This is a genomic window from Amycolatopsis sp. SB7-3 (genome assembly GCF_041021335.1).
GTDB lineage: Bacteria > Actinomycetota > Actinomycetes > Mycobacteriales > Pseudonocardiaceae > Amycolatopsis > Amycolatopsis japonica.
Map to the genome: position 1 here is coordinate 695,497 of NZ_JBFPJQ010000001.1, position 15,719 is coordinate 711,215.

Genomic DNA, 15,719 nt, shown 5'->3' on the forward strand with positions numbered 1-15,719 from the left:
GAAACGCGGATCGTGTCGCACGCTACGATTTCGGGGCAGCACTGGGGGCCCGTAGCCCAATTGGCAGAGGCACACGGTTTAGGTCCGTGCCAGTGAGAGTTCGAGTCTCTCCGGGCCCACCCAACCACGACGACCGACCGAGTGGCGCGCCCGTGTCCTGAAGGCCCCCTTTGAGACGTTGAAGGTCTCAAAGGGGGCCTTCAGGACACGGGGCGGCTGCCCTTGGCCTCCCTCAGGACGCGTCGCCGTTTCTCGGCAACCCGGGGCAGAACCACTCACGAGACCCGGAGATCAGCGCACCCGGTCGTAGACCAGCGCCATCTCCCCCAGCTCCCCGACCTCCTGATAAGCCAGCGCCCACTTCGAAGCCGGCAGGCCGTCGACGAACAGCCGCTGCCCGCCGCCGGTGATCTCCGGGCAGATCATCAGGTACAGCCGGTCAAGCAGGTCCTCCGCGAGCAGTGCCTTGATGACGCTGGCGCTGCTGTTGACCAGGATGTCGCCTTCCCCGTTCGCCTTCAGGTCGGCGATGACCTCGGCGACGGGGGCGTTCACGACGCGGGCGCGGTCCCAGGGCGCTTCGGTCAGCGTGGTCGAGAAGACCACCTTTTCGGCGTCCGTGAGCCATTTCGCGTAGGCGCGGTCGCGGGGGTCGGCGTTCTCGTCGGCGGCGATGGTCGGCCAGAAGCCCAGGAAGCCTTCGGCGTTCAGCCTGCCGAGCACCGCGGTGGTCGCCGTCTCGTGGATGCGGCCGAGGTGGGCGCGGGCGACGTCGGTGGTGGCGTACGAGACGATCGCGCCCATGTCGCCGGGACCGCCGGGGCCGCTGTAGTGGCCGTCGAGGGTGAGGCTGATGTTGGCGGTGACGCGGCGGCCGGTGTGGTTCGTCATGTCGTTCAGTCCTTTTCCTGGGTCAGCGTTGTCGCGAGGTTGTCGAGCACCTGGCCCCAGCCGGTTTCGATACCGGCGATGAAGGGGACGGCCTCGACGGTGGTTTCGGTGATGCGCAGGTCGAGCCGGAGCCGGGTCCCGCCCGGCGCCTCGGTGAAATGCAGGTCGTAGTGACCGGTGAAGAAGGTGTCCCCCTTGGCGTCCAGCACCGAGAGGTCGAACTCGAGATGTTCGGGTTCGGTCGCGGCGCGGACCTCCCCCGCGGACCGGTAGCGCCCTTCGGCGTCGCGGTAGTCGAGCACGGCCCTGCCACCGCTCCACGGCTCGATGACGCAGTCGGTCACGGTCATCGAGGGCGGCGCCCACCAGGACGCGAGCAGCGCGGGCTCGGTCCAATGCCGCCAGACGTCGTTCCGCGACGCGGCGAGCAGACGGTCGAACGAGAACGCCCGCCCGTCCGCCCACCGGTCCTGTTTCGCGGCCTCGGTGTCCGCGCTGATCGCGGCCTGATAGCGAGTGAGGACGTCGCGCTCGCCCGCGTTCGCCTCGATGGTCGTGCTCAGCGTCCGCAGCCGCTCTTCGAGGTCCTTCAGCGGGCCGGCTTCGACCGCGTAGACGCGACGTTGCCCGAGCGGGAACACCGTCACGAGCCCGACGCGCGCGAGGGTCTGCAGGTGCTTGGTGGTCTGCGGTTGCCGCAGGCCGGTCAGCTCGGCGAGCTCACCGACGGACCGGGGCCGCTCGGCGAGAAGCTCGACGAGGCGCCACCTCGCTCCGTCTCCCAATGCTGCTGCGATCTGCTCCATGCCGAGAAGTATTCACTCAGCAGAATATTCTTGTCAAGGAATATCTTCGCGATGGAACTCGAGCAGGCTGCGCTGCTCGGTCAGGGTGGTGACGGAGTCGAAGACCAGACCGTGCGCGGCGGCGAGCTCGCGAAGCTCGTCGAGACGTCGCTCGCGGCCGCCGTAAAGCACGAGCATGACCAGGTCCCACTCGGTCTGGGCCCCGAGCCCGCCGACCGCCTCGATGACGAGGACCCGGCTTCCGGCACCGGCCGCCTCTGCACAGCGGGCCAGGATGCGATGGGCGTGCTCGTCGTCCCAGTCGTGGAGGATGTCGGACAACAGATAGGCGTCCGCCCCGGCCGGAAGCGGGTCGAAGAAGCTGCCCGCGCTCACCTCGACCCGGTCTCCGAGCCCTTGCTCGCGCAGTTCCGCTTCGGCGGCGGCCGCGGTGGGCGCGAGGTCGACCAGGTGGCCGCGCATCGAGGGGTTGGCCTTCAGGATCGCGGCGAGCAGGCTGCCGTGGCCCCCGCCGACGTCGACGAGCGTGCCGAAGCGCGACCAGTCGAAACCGGTGACGAACCGCGGCACCTGCGTCAGGTACCGCTGGGTCATCTGCCGGTCGAAAGTCTCCCGGAGATGCGGATTCTCGGCGAGATCAGTCCAGAAATCCTGGCCGTAGCGGCGGACATAGCCCGCCTCGCCGGTGGCGATGCTGTGCGCGAGTTCGACGAACGCCAGTTCGCCCCGCCCGCCGGCGGCGTTGATGTCCAGCAGTCCGGCGAGACCGTTGCCCGCGTCGGCGCGGAGTTTCGCCCCGTACTCGGTGGTGCGGTAGCCGGTCGACGTCCGTTCGAGGACGCCGAGCGTCGTCAGATGCCCCAGCAGCAGATCGAGCGCGAGCGGGGATTGGCCGAGTTCCGCCGCCAGATCGACGGCGGTCGCGCCGTCGCCGGACAACCGGTCCGGCAGTCCCAGCGTCACGGCGACGCGCAGCGCCATCGGCGTCGCCAGCCCGGCCAGCCGGAGGAATTCCTGTCTGTCCTTGTCATGAGTGGTCACGACTGACCACTGTGGCAGCGCGGTCAACCGACTTACGGCACCAACGTCCTCCCGGTGAGGTCAGCGTTCTCCACGGCCTCGACGTAACTTCTCGCGACGTCGGCCGCCGGGGTGCCGCCTTCCGGTTCACCGAGCGCCGCGAGCGTTTCGCGCACCCAGCCGGGACTGACGGCATTGACGCGGAGTCCGCGCGGCAGTTCGCGGGCCGCCGCGGCGACGAAGGCTTCGAGACCGGCGTTGGTCAGGACGCCGAAAGCGCTGCCGCGCAACGTTTCCGGGATCCGGCCCGCGGTCAGCGTGACCGATCCGCCGTCCGGCAGATGCGGGATCGCGTGCCGGAGCAGGAACACCTGCCCGAGCAGTTTCCCTTGCAGGCCTTGGGTGAACTCTTCGTCAGCGCCGCCGTCGACCGGGACAAGCGAGCCGCTCCCCGCGCAGCACACGACGTGCTCGATACCCGGCTCGGCGGCGAAGAGGGCGTCGACAGTAGTGGGCTCTTCGACGTCCACTTTGACTTCGCCCGAGCGGGAAGCGGCGAGCACCGTGTGCCCGCGCGCGGTGAGGGCCGACGAGACCGCGGCCCCGATCGTCCCGGTGGCACCGACCACAAGGATCTTCATCGGCGTCATTCCTTTCAAGGTCGCACAAGAGGTTCTGTTTCGTAGGCCCGGTGCAGCACCTCCACGAACGACGGCGCGTCCGGCAGCGGCACCGGGCCGATCCGGTGCACAGCGATCCCCGGCGTCCACGAGTTCATGACCACCGCGCCCGCGAGCCCCGGCAGGCCGGCGAGCGTGACCTCCTGGACCCGTTGCGGCACACCGAGCACCGCCAGCCGACGCCGGACGATGCCCATCGTGGTCCCCTCCAGCAGATCGGCGTCGGGCCACACCACCGTATCGCCGTCGAAGAAGGCGAGGTTCCAGATCGTCGCCTCGCTCAGCCTGCCCCGTCGATCGACGAACGCCGCATCGTCGCATCCTTCGGCGACGGCCCGCCGCCGGAAGTAGGTCTTCGCCATCTCACCGGTGTGTTTGAGGGCGGGCAGGACGCGCTCGTGGTCGACGGCAGTCAGCGCCAGCGGGCCCACCGGACCCGAAGCCGGGGGCCGGGTGCGCACCAGGACTTCGAGATCACCCGGCAGGTGGATCGTCACGGTGAGGGAGACGTCGGCGGGTCCGGACTTCAGCGCCATCCGTACGTAAGAGCGGATCCGGTCGTCGGGCAGGGCGTCGCCGAACAGCTCCAGCGAAGCGGTACGGAGCCGATCCAGATGCAGGTCGAAGCCGCGGACCCGGCCGTCACGCACCTGCATGGCCGTGAAGTGAGCGAAACCGGCGAAGGCGAGCGGCGCCAGGTCTTCGGCGGTCGCCGTCCGGCCGTTCCGCTGCGCGACATAGGGACTCATGCCCGCACGGTAAACCGGTTGCGGCCATTGTGTCCTGAAGGGAGGATCCGGCGGGTGCCCGCATCGCGTTCGGAGCTGTCCCGCTGGCAGTTCGATCTGACCTGGTCCTTGTTCGAGTACCACCTCGCCGACCTGGAGCCGGGCGACTTCCTCTGGGAGCCCACGTCCCTCTGCTGGACGATCCGGCCGGACGGCACACCCGACTGGGCGGACGCCGAACCCGATCCCGTGCCGGTCCCCACGATCGCCTGGCTCACCTGGCATATCGGCTGGTGGTGGAGCGTCGCGCTGGACCACGCGAACGGGCGGACTCCGCGCGAGCGCACGGAAATCGTCTGGCCAGGCGCGGAAACCGCCGTCGCCTGGCTTCGCGGCCTTCGCGAGGAATGGCTGGACCGCTTGACCGACGCGGACCTCGACGCGCCCTCCGCCTATCCGTTCGGCGAGGAAGCCGGGCTGACCTTCGCCCACACCGTCGCCTGGGTGAACGCCGAACTGATGAAGAACGTGTCGGAGATCGGGCAGCTCAGGATGCAGCGGCGCAGCGCGGCGTGATGCCGGGAAGGGAACTGGATCTGGGCGCCGTGCGCGCGTTCGTCGCGGTGGCCGAGGAACGGTACTTCAGCGAGGCCGCGATCCGGCTGGACATGAGCCAGCAGGCGGTCTCCAAACGCGTCGCGAAGCTCGAGAGCGATCTCGGCGTGCGGCTGCTGTCGCGAACGCGCGGTGGCGCCGAGCCGACCGAAGACGGCGAGGAGTTCCTCAAGCACGCCCGGGCGCTGATCAGCCTCGCCGATCAAGCCGTCGAGCGTCTTCAGGGCAGGCGACGTCCCCTGCGCGTCGACGTCCTCGGCACCCGGCTGGCGACCATGGAGGTCATCCGCGCCTTCCATGCCGACCACGACGACGAACTGGAACTCGTCACGCCAGGGCTGGGCGCGGTGCGCCGGTCGATGCCGCCCGAGTCCGTCGACGCCGCGTTCGCCCGCGTCAGCACGGCGCCGTCCCCGGGGATCGGCCGCACGCCCGCCTATCTGGAACCGGCGAACCTGCTGGTCGGGCGGCGGCATCCGCTCGCGCGGCGGCGAAAGGTGGCGATGGCGGAGCTCGAAGGACTGACCGCCTGGATGCCCTACAACGCACGGGCCAGCGAGTGGGCGGAGTTCTGGGCGGAACTGTGCCCGGCGTTCGGCATCCTGGTCGACACCGACGGCCCGAACTTCGGGCTGGAACACCACATCGAGGTACTCGGCGGGTCGAAGGATCGGCTGGGTTTCGTCGGCGCGAAGATGCACGTGCCCTGGCATCCGGACGTCGTCCAGATCCCGCTCGTCGACCCGACGCCGGTGTACCCGTTCTCGCTGCTGTGGCGGCACGACAACCGGCACCCCACGCTGCCGCTGCTGATCGAGCACGTCCGCGCCGCGTACCGGCCCTTCGATCCGGAGCGGCAGTGGCTCCCGGTGTCCGATCGGGAGGCCATGACCCGTGTGCACGATGCGCGAGGGTCCCTCGGTACGGAAAAGTGAGCCCATGGGGCTGATCGGCGCGAGCGTGACCCGGCAGGAGGACGTCCGCCTGCTGACCGGACGGGCGCAGTACATCGACGACGTACGGCTGCCGGGGATGCTGGAGGCCGCCGTCCTCCGCAGTCCCCTGCCGCACGCGCGGATCCTGCGCATCGACACCACGGCGGCGGAAGCCCATCCCGGCGTGTACGCCGTCATCACCGGCGAGGACGTCCGGGCGATCACGAAGACACCCCAACCGGTGATCTGGTCGAATCTGCCGGACATGCGGACGCCGGAGACCCACGCCCTGGCCATCGGCAAGGTGCGCTACCACGGCCAAGGCGTCGCGGCCGTCGCGGCGAAGGACCGGGCGACCGCCGAAGACGCGCTGGAACTGATCGAAGTCGAGTACGAGGAACTCCCGGCCGCCGGCACGCTCGAAGAGGCGTTGGCGGACGACGCGCCGAAGCTCTACGAGGACTGGCCCGACAACATCGTCGGCACCGGAACCATCCCGATGGGTGACGTGGCCACCGCGTTCGCCGAGGCGGACGTCGTGCTCACCGAGTCGTTCCGCTTCGCCCGCCAGATGGGCACGCCGATCGAAACGCGCGGCGTGGTGGCGACCTGGGACCCGTTCACCGACCGGCTCGACGTCTGGCTCGCCACGCAGGCGCCCAACCTCGCGCGTGAACTGTTCGGCGAGGTCTTCGGGCTCTCGATGGACCGGATCCGCGTGCGCACGCCCGACGTCGGCGGCGGCTTCGGGAACAAGTTCGACTTCTACGCCGAGGAGGTTGTCGCGGCGATCCTCTCGCGGCGCACCGGGAAACCGGTCAAGCTCATCGAGGACCGCGCGGAGAGCTTCGTCGCGAACGCGCACTCGCGCGAGCAGAAGATCGACGTCGAACTCGCGGCCAAGGACGACGGCACGATCACCGGCCTGCGCGCCACCGTGTACGGGGTCCTCGGCGGCGTGCTCGGGACCGTCGGCGCCAGCCCGTGCTGGACGACGACCGCCCTGCTGACCGGGCCGTACGCCATCCCGAACGCGGAACTCACCCTCGTCGCCGTGATGACGAACCGGTCCCCGTACGGATCGTTCCGCGGTTACGGGCTGCCGAAGGCGAACTTCGTGCACGAACATCTGGTGGAGCAGCTGGCGAAACGGCTCGGCATGGACGCGCACGCGGTGCGGCGCAAGAACTTCATCCCACCGGAGGCGTTTCCGTATCAGGGCCCGGTGTTCGTCTACGACAGCGGCCGCTACGAGGACTGCCTGGATCTTTGCCTGAAGGCCGTCGAGGACGCGGGGTGGGCGGAACGTCGCGGAGACGGCGTCGGCATCGGGTACGCGTTCCACAACGAACTGACCGGGTTCGGGCCGAGCCGGATCATCAACCTCGCCGGATTGGGACATTCCGGTTTCGACGAGGAGGTCGTGCGGGTCGACTCGACCGGTCATGTGACCGTCCACACCGGACTGTCCGCGATCGGGCAGGGCATCCACACGACGCTGGCGCAGGTGGCCGCGCACACCCTCGGCGTCCCGCTCGACCACGTCACCGTGCTCTCCGGGGACACCCAAAGCTGTCCGTACACCGGCTACGGCACGGCGGCGAGCCGAGGGGCGGCCGTCGGCGGCGCGGCCGTGCTGAACGCGTCGACCCGGCTGCGGGCGAAGATCCTGCGGGTGGCCGGGCACATCCTGGAGGCATCCCCCGACGATCTGTCCATTCAGGACGGTGTCGTCGCGGTGAACGGCGTACCCGGCAGGCAGGTCACCCTCGCCGCGATCGGTGACGCGGCGTACCGGCGGCTGAACGGCGTCTGGCCCGAGGACGAGGCGCCGACGCTGGAGGAACGCGAGGTCTACGACCCGGTCAACGTCGCGACCTCGTTCGGCTGCACCGCCGTCCTCGCCGAAGTCGACAAGGAGACCGGCGTCGTGACGCTGCTGGACTACCTGATCGCGCACGACTGCGGCACCGTCATCAACCCGACGATCGTGGACGGGCAACTGCACGGCGGCGCGGCGCAGGCGATCGGCGGGGCGCTGTACGAGGAACTGGTCTACGGCGCCGACGGGCGGATGGAGACCACTTCGTTCACCGGGTATCTGTTGCCGACCGCGACCGAGATCCCGCCGTTCTCCGTGTCGCATATGTCGACTCCCGCCGAGCACGTTCCCGGTGGGTTCAAGGGAATGGGGGAAGCGGGCGTGATCGGCGGCGGCGCGGCGATCGCGCACGCCGTCGAGGACGCGCTGCGCGGACACGACGTGGACATCACCTCGCTGCCGATCACGCCACCACGGCTGCTGGCCGCGCTGAAGCGGGGAGCGGCCCGGTGAAGGCCGCGCCGTTCGAGTACTTGCGGGCTTCGTCGCTCGACGAGGCCATCGAAGCGCTGGGCACCCCGGACGCGCGGGTGCTGGCGGGCGGGCAGAGCCTCGTGCCGTTGCTGAACCTGCGTCAAGCGCGCCCGTCGCTGGTGGTCGACATCAACCGGCTCGAGGAACTTTCCTTTCTGCGCGGGGAGAACGGGCGGCTGGAGATCGGCGCGCTCACGCGGCACCGTGCGGTCGAGACGTCGGCCGTCGTCCGGTCCGAAGTCCCCCTGCTCGCCGACGCGCTCGGCCACGTGGGGCACGTGGCCATCCGGAACCGGGGCACGATCGGCGGCAGTCTCGCGCACGCCGATCCGGCCGCGGAACTGCCCGCGGTGATGGTCGCGCTCGACGCCGATCTCACCGTCCGCGGCTCCTCCGGGGAACGGACCGTCGCGGCACGGGATTTCTTCCTCGGCCCGCATCGGACGGCGTTGGGCCGGGGCGAGTTGCTGACGCGGATTTCGGTGCCGTCGCATCGAGGCGGCTGGGCCGTCGAAGAACTGAGCAGGCGAAGTCGCGATCTCGCGCTGGTCGCCGTCTTCGCGATCGTGACGATGACAGGCGAAATCTGCGAATCCGCGCGGATCGCCGTCGCGGGCGCGGGTCCGACGCCGGTCCGGGCCACCGCCGCCGAAGAGACGCTCATCGGCGGGCCGGTGACCGACGACGCGATCGCCCGCGCCGCGGATCTCACCGCCGCGGCGACCGATCCGCCCGGCGACCTCCACGCACCGGCCGATTACCGGCGCGAGATGGCCGCGGTGCTCACCCGTCGGGCGCTGGCGCGAGCCAAGGAGGGCGCATGATCACGGTCACCCTGACGGTGAACGGCAGGACCTACCGCGCGGACTGCGAACCACGGCGGACGCTGGCCGATTTCCTGCGCCACGACCTGGGTTTCACCGGGGTGCACGTCGGCTGCGAACACGGCGTCTGCGGCTCGTGCACGATCACCCTCGACGGAGCGAGCGCGCGTGCGTGCTGCCTGCTGGCGGTGCAGGTGGACGGATCGGAGATCGTCACGGTCGAGGGGCTGGCGTCGGACGGCGAACTGCACCCGCTGCAGGAGTCGTTCCGGAAGCACCACGGGCTGCAGTGCGGCTTCTGCACGCCGGGGATGCTGGCGACGGCGACCGAGTTGCTGAAGGAGAACCCGGACCCGACGGACGCCGAGATCCGGCAGGCGATCTCGGGGAATCTGTGCCGGTGCACGGGATATCAGTTCATCGTGGACGCCATCCGGGACGCGGCCCGGTGAGGGATCACCACTACACCGCGCGCCCGATGTGGCATTGGGGACGCCCGACGTCCCCAATGCCACATCGGGCGCACAGTCTCGTACTCCGACCTCAGCCGACGATGTCGATCTCGAACTCCATGTTCGAGCTGTATTCGAAGTCGGCCCACACCGCGCCCGGCAGGTGGTACCGCCGGTGCGAAACCGTCTTCGGGTTGAATCCGGGCGTCTGCAAGGGATTGCCGCCGACGCCGACCTTGTCGCTGCCCCAGGCGTAGATGTTGCCCTGCCACACGGGCGCGTCGGTGACACCGTCCCCGTCGACACGCGGGCGGACGATGATCGCGGCCGTCTCGCTGCCGGAGAGGAACAGCCGCACGGAGGTGGTCGAGGGACTTGCCGGAATGGTCCTGCGTTCCATGAGTTCTGTCGTCGCCTTCCGTTTCGGGGCGGCGCCGCCGCCGGTCAAGTGGGCGTTCGTGTAGGACTCGTTGAGATCGACACCGCTCGCGCGGATACCGGGGATCTGGCCGGCGTCCGAATACTGGTGGACGTCGTAGCGGCCGGCGGCCGGATCGGGTTTCGCGCCGTAGCGCGCGATCCAGATGACGAGATCCCGTACGCCGAACTGGTCGGGACGCAGCATCTTGGCGAGCGAGTTGTTCATGTAGATGCCCGGCCGGAAGCCGTGCCCGGCCACGCGATTGCAGAATCTGATCGAGAAATCCCGCTTGCGCGAGTCGGGGATGTTCGGCGTCCCCGAACCCGGCGGGTTGTCCTCGAGGTCGAGCATCGGGACACATCCGGTCGCCCCGAGTCGCCGGACCTCCCCGATCAGCACGTCCGCCTGCGCCTCCGGCGAAGGACTCGCCTGGGCGTAGTGATATCCCCCCACCGGGATTCCCACGGACCTCGCCCCTGCCACCAACGCGTCGCCGGTGTTGCGGCCGCCGTTCGGGAGGCCTCCGCCGTCACTGAGCTTGACGAACACGAACGTCACGCCGTGATCCTTGACGGCCTGCCAATTGGTAACGGATTGAAAGCGACTGTAGATATCTATTCCCAGCGCCATCGTTACAGCCTGACGGGTGAACCAGTTGGACAAAAGGGCCTAGTGGGCGATAACTGGTTCGTCCGATTCGCCCTTTCGGGCGGCCCCTCCGTGGCTGACGCGGCTCACCCATGCCCGTACTGTGACCACCATGGCGTCTCGAAGCCCCTTTCGCTGGCTGACCCGGTGGGCGGACTGGTTCGAAGAGCGCGGCGTCTACGTCCCGGGCGAGGAGAGCCGGGCGGTCGATCCGATGCGCGATTTCGGCTGGCTGATCGTGGCCTGGGTGTCCGGTCTGGCGATCTTCATCCTGTTCTTCGCCTTCGCCGTCTGACCCGTCGCGGATGTGCCATCGAGGTGACGGCTGTCACTAGCCGTACCCTTCCGATCACGGATCGGCCACGGCTGTACACCAGGTGCGCCTCAACCCGGCCGTGCCGCTCCTCTCGGCTGCGGAAGACCGTCACTCTGGACTCTTCGGCACTAATACCTACCTCGAACGGCCCACCCGCACCTCCGACTGGAGTAACCGCACATGGCGCCCCCGCGCACCCCGAAGCTCTTCATCGCCGCCTGCTCGCTGATGCTGGCGGCCGCGTGCGGGGTCCCGGCACCGGAAAAAGGTGCCGCCGTGCTCGGCGCGGACGCCCCCGCGCAGGGTTTGGCCGCGACGCACGCGGAAGGCGACCTGGCGTTCGGCGCCCCGCACCGGTTCGCGACCGGCGTCACGATCTCCGTTTCCGCGCCGAAGTCGTTCCGCCCCAGCGCGTCGGCGTATCCGCAGAGCCCGCGCGCGGTGGCCTTCGGCATCGAGGTGACGAACGCGGGCGACGGCACGTACCGGCTCTCCGGGCTGTCCGTGACCGGCGAGGTCGACGGGGAGACCGCGACGGTCAAACAGGTCGTCGACCCGGTGCAGGGCTACAACGGCGTCGCGGACGCCGGCAAGGACGTGGCGCCCGGCCGGTCGGTCCACCTGAACCTGGCGTTCGCCGTTCCGGACAGGCCGGTGAAGCTGCGCCTGCAGGTGCGGCCGAGCCCGGCGGAGCCCGTCGCCGCGAAGTACTGCGGAAAGGTCTGACGCCGCCGGTTTCGCTACCGTGTGCGTCATGACCGAGCAGCGACTTTCCCCCGGCGACAAAGCGCCCGACTTCACCCTCCCCGACAGCGAGGGCAACGACGTCAAGCTCAGCGACTTCCGCGGCAAGTCGGTCGTCGTGTACTTCTACCCGAACGCCGGCACGCCGGGCTGCACGAAGCAAGCCTGCGACTTCCGGGACAGCCTCGCGCAGCTCAACGACGCCGGCTACCAGGTGCTCGGCATCTCGCCCGACAAGCCCGCGAAGCTGGCGAAGTTCGTCGAGGCGGAAGGGCTGACGTTCCCGCTGCTGTCCGACGAGGAGAAGACGGTCTTGAAGGCGTACAGCGCCTTCGGCGAGAAGAAGAACTACGGCAGGGTCTACGAGGGCGTCATCCGCTCGACGTTCGTCGTCGACCCCGAGGGCAAGATCGCGGTGGCGCAGTACAACGTGCGGGCCACCGGGCACGTCGCGAAGCTGCTGCGGGACCTCTCGCTCGCGTGAGCGTCGTGAGTGGCGTTTCGGGTTCTAACCCGAAACGCCACTCACGACCAACTCAACCGGCCAGCTTCCGCAGCTCCCCCACCAACGCCCGCAACGCCTTCCCCCGGTGCGAAGCTTCGTCCTTTTCGGACGGTTCCAGCTCCGCCGAGGTCCGCGTCTCCCCTTCGGGCACGAAGATCGGGTCATAGCCGAATCCGTTGGCACCGCGGCGTTCCCTGATCAGCGAGCCTCGCCATTCCCCGCGCACCACGGTTTCGTCGCCGCCGGGGACGACCAGCGCGGCCGCGCAGACGAAAGCCGCGCCCATCCGCTCGTCGGGGGTGTCGGACAGCTGTGCCAGCACGAGGTCCAGGTTCGCCTCGTCGTCGCCGTGCTTGCCCGACCAGCGCGCCGAGAGCACGCCCGGCATACCGTTGAGCGCGTCGACGGTGATACCCGAATCGTCGGCGATGGCCGGGAGACCGGTCGCGGCGGCCGCGTCCTGGGCCTTCGCGAGCGCGTTGCCTTCGAAGTCTGGAGCGGTTTCGGGTGCTTCGGGGAACTCGGGGACGTCGGCGAGGCCGATGACCTCGACGCCCTCGATCCCCTCCGCCACCAGGATGCGCCGGAGCTCGCCGAGCTTCTTCGCGTTGCGGGTGGCGAGGAGCAGCTTGGTCACTTGGCGCCCTTCTTCTTGTCGGGGCGCGGCTCGGGGAGTTCGCCGGGGTACGGCAACGCGAGCGCTTCGGTCTGCAGACGGGTCAGTTCCTCGCAGCCCGCCAGCGCCACGTCCAGCATGGTGTCCAAAGTGGACCGCGCGAAGGTCGCGCCCTCGCCGGTGCCCTGCACCTCGATGAGGGTGCCCGCGTCGGTGGCGACGACGTTCATGTCGACCTCCGCGCGCGAGTCCTCTTCGTAGGGCAGGTCGAGGCGCACCCGGCCGTCGACGACGCCCACGCTCACCGCGGCCACCGAAGACGAAAGCGGCTGCGGGTCGGCGAGGCGGCCCGCCGCGCCGAGCCAGGTGACGGCGTCGGCGAGCGCGACGTAGCCGCCGGTCACCGCCGCCGTGCGGGTGCCGCCGTCGGCCTGGATGACGTCGCAGTCGATGACGATCGTGTTCTCCCCCAACGCCGCCAGGTCGATGCAGGCGCGCAGGGACCGGCCGATCAGCCGGGAGATCTCGTGCGTCCGGCCGCCGACGCGGCCCTTGATGGATTCGCGGTCGCTGCGGGTGTTGGTCGCCGACGGCAGCATCGCGTACTCGGCGGTGACCCAGCCGAGGCCGGAACCCGCCCGCCAGCGGGGGACGCCTTCGGTGACGCTCGCCGCGCACAGCACCCGGGTGTCGCCGAATTCGATCAACACCGATCCCGCCGGCCACCGCTGAAAGCCGCGGGTGATCTTGATGTCGCGAAGCTGGTCGTCGTTCCTGCCGTCTTTTCTCGCCACGGCCGCCACTCTAGAACCCCGCGTCAGAGGTCGTAGACGGCGCCCTGCTCGACCAGCTCGGCCGCGGGGAACGCGACGGCCGCCTCGGCGAGGACGGCGTCCCGGTCGGTCCAGGGCGCGACGTGGGTGAGCAGCAACCGCCCCACCCCGGCCTTGCGTCCCAGCTCGCCCGCTTCCTTACCGGACAGATGGACGCCGGCGGGCCGGTCGGGCGAGTCGGTCCACGACGCTTCGGACAGCAGGACGTCGACGCCGCAGGCGAGATCGGTCAGGTTGTCGCAGACACCCGTGTCACCGGTGTACGCGAGGGTCTTGCCGCCGTACGCGAACCGCAGGCCGAACGCCGGGGTCGGGTGGTCGACGGGGACCGCGGTGACCGTGAACGGCCCGATCTCCATCGGCTCCGACCGCAGCGCGTCGAAGGCGAAGACGTCGGAAAGATCGGTGGTCGCCCGCTCGTCCTCGTTCGCGGCGTACGCGTGGGCGAGCCGCTCGTGCACGTCCGACGGCCCGTACACCGGGAGCCGTCGCGGCCTCGCCGGATACGGCAGCGCCGGGTGGTAGCGGCGCAGCACGGTGAGCGCGCTGACGTCGGCGCAATGATCGGGGTGGAGATGCGAAAGGATCAGCGCGTCCAGGTCGAACGGGTCGCGCAGGGCCTGCAGCCTGGCGAGCGTCCCGTTGCCGAGTTCGAGCCCCAGGACGAACCCGTCCGCCTCGAGCAGATAGCCGGACGCGGCGGCGTCGGGCCCGGGGATGCTGCCTGAGCAGCCGAGGATCGTGAGACGCACTGTGACACCTTAAGCACGGAATCGGCGTTTTAGGCGCTGGTGGGAGCCAGCACACCCGGAGCGAAGCCCATGAACCGCTGAGCGAGTCTGGTGAACGGCTCGGCGGATCCGGTGGCGACGAACTCGTGCCGCGGCGGGGTGTCGCGCTCGGCGAGGAGATCGGCCTCGGTGAGGACGCGCACGAGGTCACGCGCGGTCTCCTCGGCGCTGGACACCAGCGTGACGTCCTGGCCCATGACGATCTGCAGCACCCCGGAGAGCAACGGGTAGTGCGTGCAGCCCATGACCAGCGTGTCGACCTGCGCGTCCAGCAGTGGTTCCAGATAGCCCTGCGCGAGCCCGAGCACCTGGCGCCCGGTGGTGATCCCGCGTTCGACGAAGTCCACGAACCGCGGGCACGCGACGCTGGTGATCTCGACGTCCTGCGCGGCGTTGAAGGCGTCGTCGTAGGCGCGGGACCGGACGGTGCCCTCGGTGCCGATCACGCCGATCCGCCCGGAACGCGTGGCGGACACGGCCCGGCGCGCGGCCGGGAGGACGACTTCGATCACGGGGACGTCGTAGCGCTCCCTCGCGTCGCGAAGGCAGGCGGCCGAGGCGGTGTTGCAGGCGATGACCAGTGCCTTCACCCCGCCTTCGACGATGTCGTCCAGCGCTTCCAGCGCGTACTGGCGTGCCGTCGCGATGGGAAGCGGACCGTACGGGTTGCGGGCGGTGTCGCCGACGTAGCGCAGCTGCTCACCGGGCAGCTGCTCCAGGATCGCCCTGGCGACGGTGAGCCCGCCCACTCCGGAATCGAAGACGCCGATCGGGGCGTCGGCGCTCGGCTTGGTCACACGGCGAGGCTACCGGGGCCCGCCGCTTTCCTGGCCTGGGACCTGTCGGCCCGCGCCATCAACCAGGCCGCGAACACCCCGGAAAGCGCGCCGAACAGGTGCCCCTGCCAGGAGATGCCCGTGTCACCAGGAAGCAGTCCCCAGAGCATCCCGCTCCAGATGCCCAGCAGCACCACGGCCACCAGGATCTGCCCCACGGCGCGGTTGAAGATGCCCCTGACCAGCAGGAACGCGAGCCAGCCGAACGCGACGCCGGACGCTCCGACGGTCACCGTGCCGCTCGGCGCGATCAGCCAGACGCCGAGGCCGGAGAGCACCCAGATGATCGCGGTGACCAGCACCCACCGGCCGATCCCCGCGGACATCGCGAGAAAGGCGAACACCAGCACCGGGACGGTGTTGGAGAACAGATGCCCCCAGCCCGCGTGCAGCAGCGGCGCCCAGAGCACGCCGTCGAGATCGGAGACCTCACGGGCGACGATGCCCCCGCTCTGATCGAGGTCGGCCGGCAGCACGACGTCGACCAACTCCACCAGGTAGAGCAGCGCGGTGAAGGCGAGCGCCACGATCGCGGCGGCCCTCGGGTTCGGCGGCAGGACGCGTTTGGCCGGATCCGTACCGGACGACTCGCTCGCCGGGACCGGCTGGGGAGGCAATGTGGTCACCACCCCAGGCTACGACGCGGATCGGCGGGGTCGCCTCCGTGAGAACCCTGATTTGTCGGTGGTGCCCGCTACGGTC

19 protein-coding genes and 1 tRNA gene are annotated in these 15,719 nt (G+C 69.7%); 9 read left to right on the forward strand and 11 right to left on the reverse strand.

From position 1 onward, the window contains the following. Window positions 1-45 precede the first annotated feature (45 nt). Window positions 46-119 (forward strand) — tRNA-Leu (locus tag AB8M46_RS03315). A 172-nt stretch (window positions 120-291) separates the two neighbouring features. On the opposite strand, the gene AB8M46_RS03320 is transcribed toward AB8M46_RS03315, so the two are convergent. From AB8M46_RS03320 to AB8M46_RS03340, 5 genes are read right to left on the reverse strand one after another with little or no spacing between them, the layout of a single operon-like run. After that, window positions 292-891, reverse strand: a complete 600-nt coding sequence (locus AB8M46_RS03320; protein WP_394359513.1) for a dihydrofolate reductase family protein — start codon at window positions 889-891, stop codon at window positions 292-294. 5 nt (window positions 892-896) lie between these two features. Further along, complete coding sequence (locus AB8M46_RS03325) at window positions 897-1,697, reverse strand: metalloregulator ArsR/SmtB family transcription factor (protein ID WP_394359514.1); 801 nt, start codon at window positions 1,695-1,697, stop codon at window positions 897-899. Window positions 1,698-1,730: 33 nt separating this feature from the next. Next, window positions 1,731-2,738 (reverse strand): methyltransferase, encoded by a 1,008-nt coding sequence (locus tag AB8M46_RS03330; RefSeq protein ID WP_394359515.1) that lies wholly within the window; start codon window positions 2,736-2,738, stop codon window positions 1,731-1,733. Window positions 2,739-2,770: 32 nt separating this feature from the next. Next, on the reverse strand, window positions 2,771-3,358 hold the full coding sequence (locus AB8M46_RS03335) for a short chain dehydrogenase (RefSeq protein ID WP_394359516.1): 588 nt from the start codon (window positions 3,356-3,358) through the stop codon (window positions 2,771-2,773). A gap of 14 nt (window positions 3,359-3,372) precedes the next feature. Next, a complete protein-coding gene (locus tag AB8M46_RS03340; protein ID WP_394359517.1) occupies window positions 3,373-4,146 on the reverse strand; it encodes an aminotransferase class IV family protein in 774 nt (257 codons plus the stop codon). A 54-nt stretch (window positions 4,147-4,200) separates the two neighbouring features. Between AB8M46_RS03340 and AB8M46_RS03345 the strand changes: the two genes are divergently transcribed. From AB8M46_RS03345 to AB8M46_RS03365, 5 genes are read left to right on the forward strand one after another with little or no spacing between them, the layout of a single operon-like run. Next, a complete protein-coding gene (locus AB8M46_RS03345; protein ID WP_394359518.1) occupies window positions 4,201-4,701 on the forward strand; it encodes a DinB family protein in 501 nt (166 codons plus the stop codon). Continuing rightward, window positions 4,701-5,675, forward strand: coding sequence for a LysR family transcriptional regulator (locus AB8M46_RS03350; RefSeq protein WP_394359519.1), 975 nt, complete (start codon window positions 4,701-4,703; stop codon window positions 5,673-5,675). Before AB8M46_RS03345 ends, AB8M46_RS03350 begins: the two co-directional genes overlap by 1 nt. Window positions 5,676-5,679: 4 nt before the next feature. Beyond that, window positions 5,680-8,010 carry a xanthine dehydrogenase family protein molybdopterin-binding subunit gene (locus AB8M46_RS03355; protein ID WP_394359520.1) on the forward strand — a complete coding sequence of 777 codons (2,331 nt, stop codon included), beginning with the start codon at window positions 5,680-5,682 and terminating at the stop codon, window positions 8,008-8,010. Further along, the gene (locus AB8M46_RS03360; RefSeq protein ID WP_394359521.1) at window positions 8,007-8,855 is read left to right on the forward strand and encodes an FAD binding domain-containing protein; all 849 of its coding nucleotides are present in this window, start codon (window positions 8,007-8,009) and stop codon (window positions 8,853-8,855) included. Before AB8M46_RS03355 ends, AB8M46_RS03360 begins: the two co-directional genes overlap by 4 nt. After that, window positions 8,852-9,307 carry a (2Fe-2S)-binding protein gene (locus AB8M46_RS03365; RefSeq protein ID WP_394359522.1) on the forward strand — a complete coding sequence of 152 codons (456 nt, stop codon included), beginning with the start codon at window positions 8,852-8,854 and terminating at the stop codon, window positions 9,305-9,307. The genes AB8M46_RS03360 and AB8M46_RS03365 overlap by 4 nt, the downstream gene beginning before the upstream one ends. Before the next feature lie 91 nt (window positions 9,308-9,398). Here AB8M46_RS03365 and AB8M46_RS03370 read toward each other — a convergent pair whose 3' ends face one another. Next, complete coding sequence (locus AB8M46_RS03370; protein WP_378429500.1) at window positions 9,399-10,358, reverse strand: glycoside hydrolase family 25 protein; 960 nt, start codon at window positions 10,356-10,358, stop codon at window positions 9,399-9,401. Between the two features lie 130 nt (window positions 10,359-10,488). On the opposite strand from AB8M46_RS03370, the gene AB8M46_RS03375 reads away from it, so the two are divergent. From AB8M46_RS03375 to bcp, 3 genes are all read left to right on the forward strand, one after another. Next, window positions 10,489-10,671 carry a hypothetical protein gene (locus AB8M46_RS03375; protein ID WP_007028251.1) on the forward strand — a complete coding sequence of 61 codons (183 nt, stop codon included), beginning with the start codon at window positions 10,489-10,491 and terminating at the stop codon, window positions 10,669-10,671. 201 nt (window positions 10,672-10,872) lie between these two features. After that, window positions 10,873-11,418, forward strand: a complete 546-nt coding sequence (locus tag AB8M46_RS03380; protein ID WP_037341534.1) for a hypothetical protein — start codon at window positions 10,873-10,875, stop codon at window positions 11,416-11,418. Window positions 11,419-11,446: 28 nt separating this feature from the next. Then, on the forward strand, window positions 11,447-11,920 hold the full coding sequence (bcp, locus tag AB8M46_RS03385; RefSeq protein ID WP_016336780.1) for a thioredoxin-dependent thiol peroxidase: 474 nt from the start codon (window positions 11,447-11,449) through the stop codon (window positions 11,918-11,920). A gap of 52 nt (window positions 11,921-11,972) precedes the next feature. On the opposite strand, the gene rdgB is transcribed toward bcp, so the two are convergent. The 5 genes from rdgB to AB8M46_RS03410 are packed head-to-tail and all read right to left on the reverse strand — an operon-like array spanning window position 11,973 to window position 15,643. Further along, window positions 11,973-12,578: an RdgB/HAM1 family non-canonical purine NTP pyrophosphatase gene (gene rdgB, locus AB8M46_RS03390; RefSeq protein WP_125734467.1), complete on the reverse strand. Its 606-nt coding sequence runs from the start codon at window positions 12,576-12,578 to the stop codon at window positions 11,973-11,975. Then, complete coding sequence (gene rph / locus AB8M46_RS03395) at window positions 12,575-13,351, reverse strand: ribonuclease PH (RefSeq protein WP_037342521.1); 777 nt, start codon at window positions 13,349-13,351, stop codon at window positions 12,575-12,577. The genes rdgB and rph overlap by 4 nt, the downstream gene beginning before the upstream one ends. Window positions 13,352-13,374: 23 nt before the next feature. Then, entirely contained in the window at window positions 13,375-14,142 is a 768-nt protein-coding gene (locus AB8M46_RS03400) for an MBL fold metallo-hydrolase (protein ID WP_394359523.1), read from the reverse strand. A gap of 29 nt (window positions 14,143-14,171) precedes the next feature. Beyond that, window positions 14,172-14,978 carry a glutamate racemase gene (gene murI / locus AB8M46_RS03405; RefSeq protein ID WP_007028257.1) on the reverse strand — a complete coding sequence of 269 codons (807 nt, stop codon included), beginning with the start codon at window positions 14,976-14,978 and terminating at the stop codon, window positions 14,172-14,174. Next, the gene (locus AB8M46_RS03410; RefSeq protein WP_037342520.1) at window positions 14,975-15,643 is read right to left on the reverse strand and encodes a rhomboid family intramembrane serine protease; all 669 of its coding nucleotides are present in this window, start codon (window positions 15,641-15,643) and stop codon (window positions 14,975-14,977) included. The genes murI and AB8M46_RS03410 overlap by 4 nt, the downstream gene beginning before the upstream one ends. Window positions 15,644-15,719: the final 76 nt, after the last annotated feature.

Bases quoted from the DNA above. Each gene is read 5' to 3' on its own strand.
- AB8M46_RS03320 (WP_394359513.1), bottom strand. From the start codon at position 891: ATGACGAACCACACCGGCCGCCGCGTCACCGCCAACATCAGCCTCACC.
- AB8M46_RS03325 (WP_394359514.1), bottom strand. From the start codon at position 1,697: ATGGAGCAGATCGCAGCAGCATTGGGAGACGGAGCGAGGTGGCGCCTC.
- AB8M46_RS03335 (WP_394359516.1), bottom strand. From the start codon at position 3,358: ATGAAGATCCTTGTGGTCGGTGCCACCGGGACGATCGGGGCCGCGGTC.
- AB8M46_RS03340 (WP_394359517.1), bottom strand. From the start codon at position 4,146: ATGAGTCCCTATGTCGCGCAGCGGAACGGCCGGACGGCGACCGCCGAA.
- AB8M46_RS03350 (WP_394359519.1), top strand. From the start codon at position 4,701: ATGCCGGGAAGGGAACTGGATCTGGGCGCCGTGCGCGCGTTCGTCGCG.
- AB8M46_RS03355 (WP_394359520.1), top strand. From the start codon at position 5,680: ATGGGGCTGATCGGCGCGAGCGTGACCCGGCAGGAGGACGTCCGCCTG.
- AB8M46_RS03365 (WP_394359522.1), top strand. From the start codon at position 8,852: ATGATCACGGTCACCCTGACGGTGAACGGCAGGACCTACCGCGCGGAC.
- AB8M46_RS03370 (WP_378429500.1), bottom strand. From the start codon at position 10,358: ATGGCGCTGGGAATAGATATCTACAGTCGCTTTCAATCCGTTACCAAT.
- AB8M46_RS03375 (WP_007028251.1), top strand. From the start codon at position 10,489: ATGGCGTCTCGAAGCCCCTTTCGCTGGCTGACCCGGTGGGCGGACTGG.
- AB8M46_RS03380 (WP_037341534.1), top strand. From the start codon at position 10,873: ATGGCGCCCCCGCGCACCCCGAAGCTCTTCATCGCCGCCTGCTCGCTG.
- bcp (WP_016336780.1), top strand. From the start codon at position 11,447: ATGACCGAGCAGCGACTTTCCCCCGGCGACAAAGCGCCCGACTTCACC.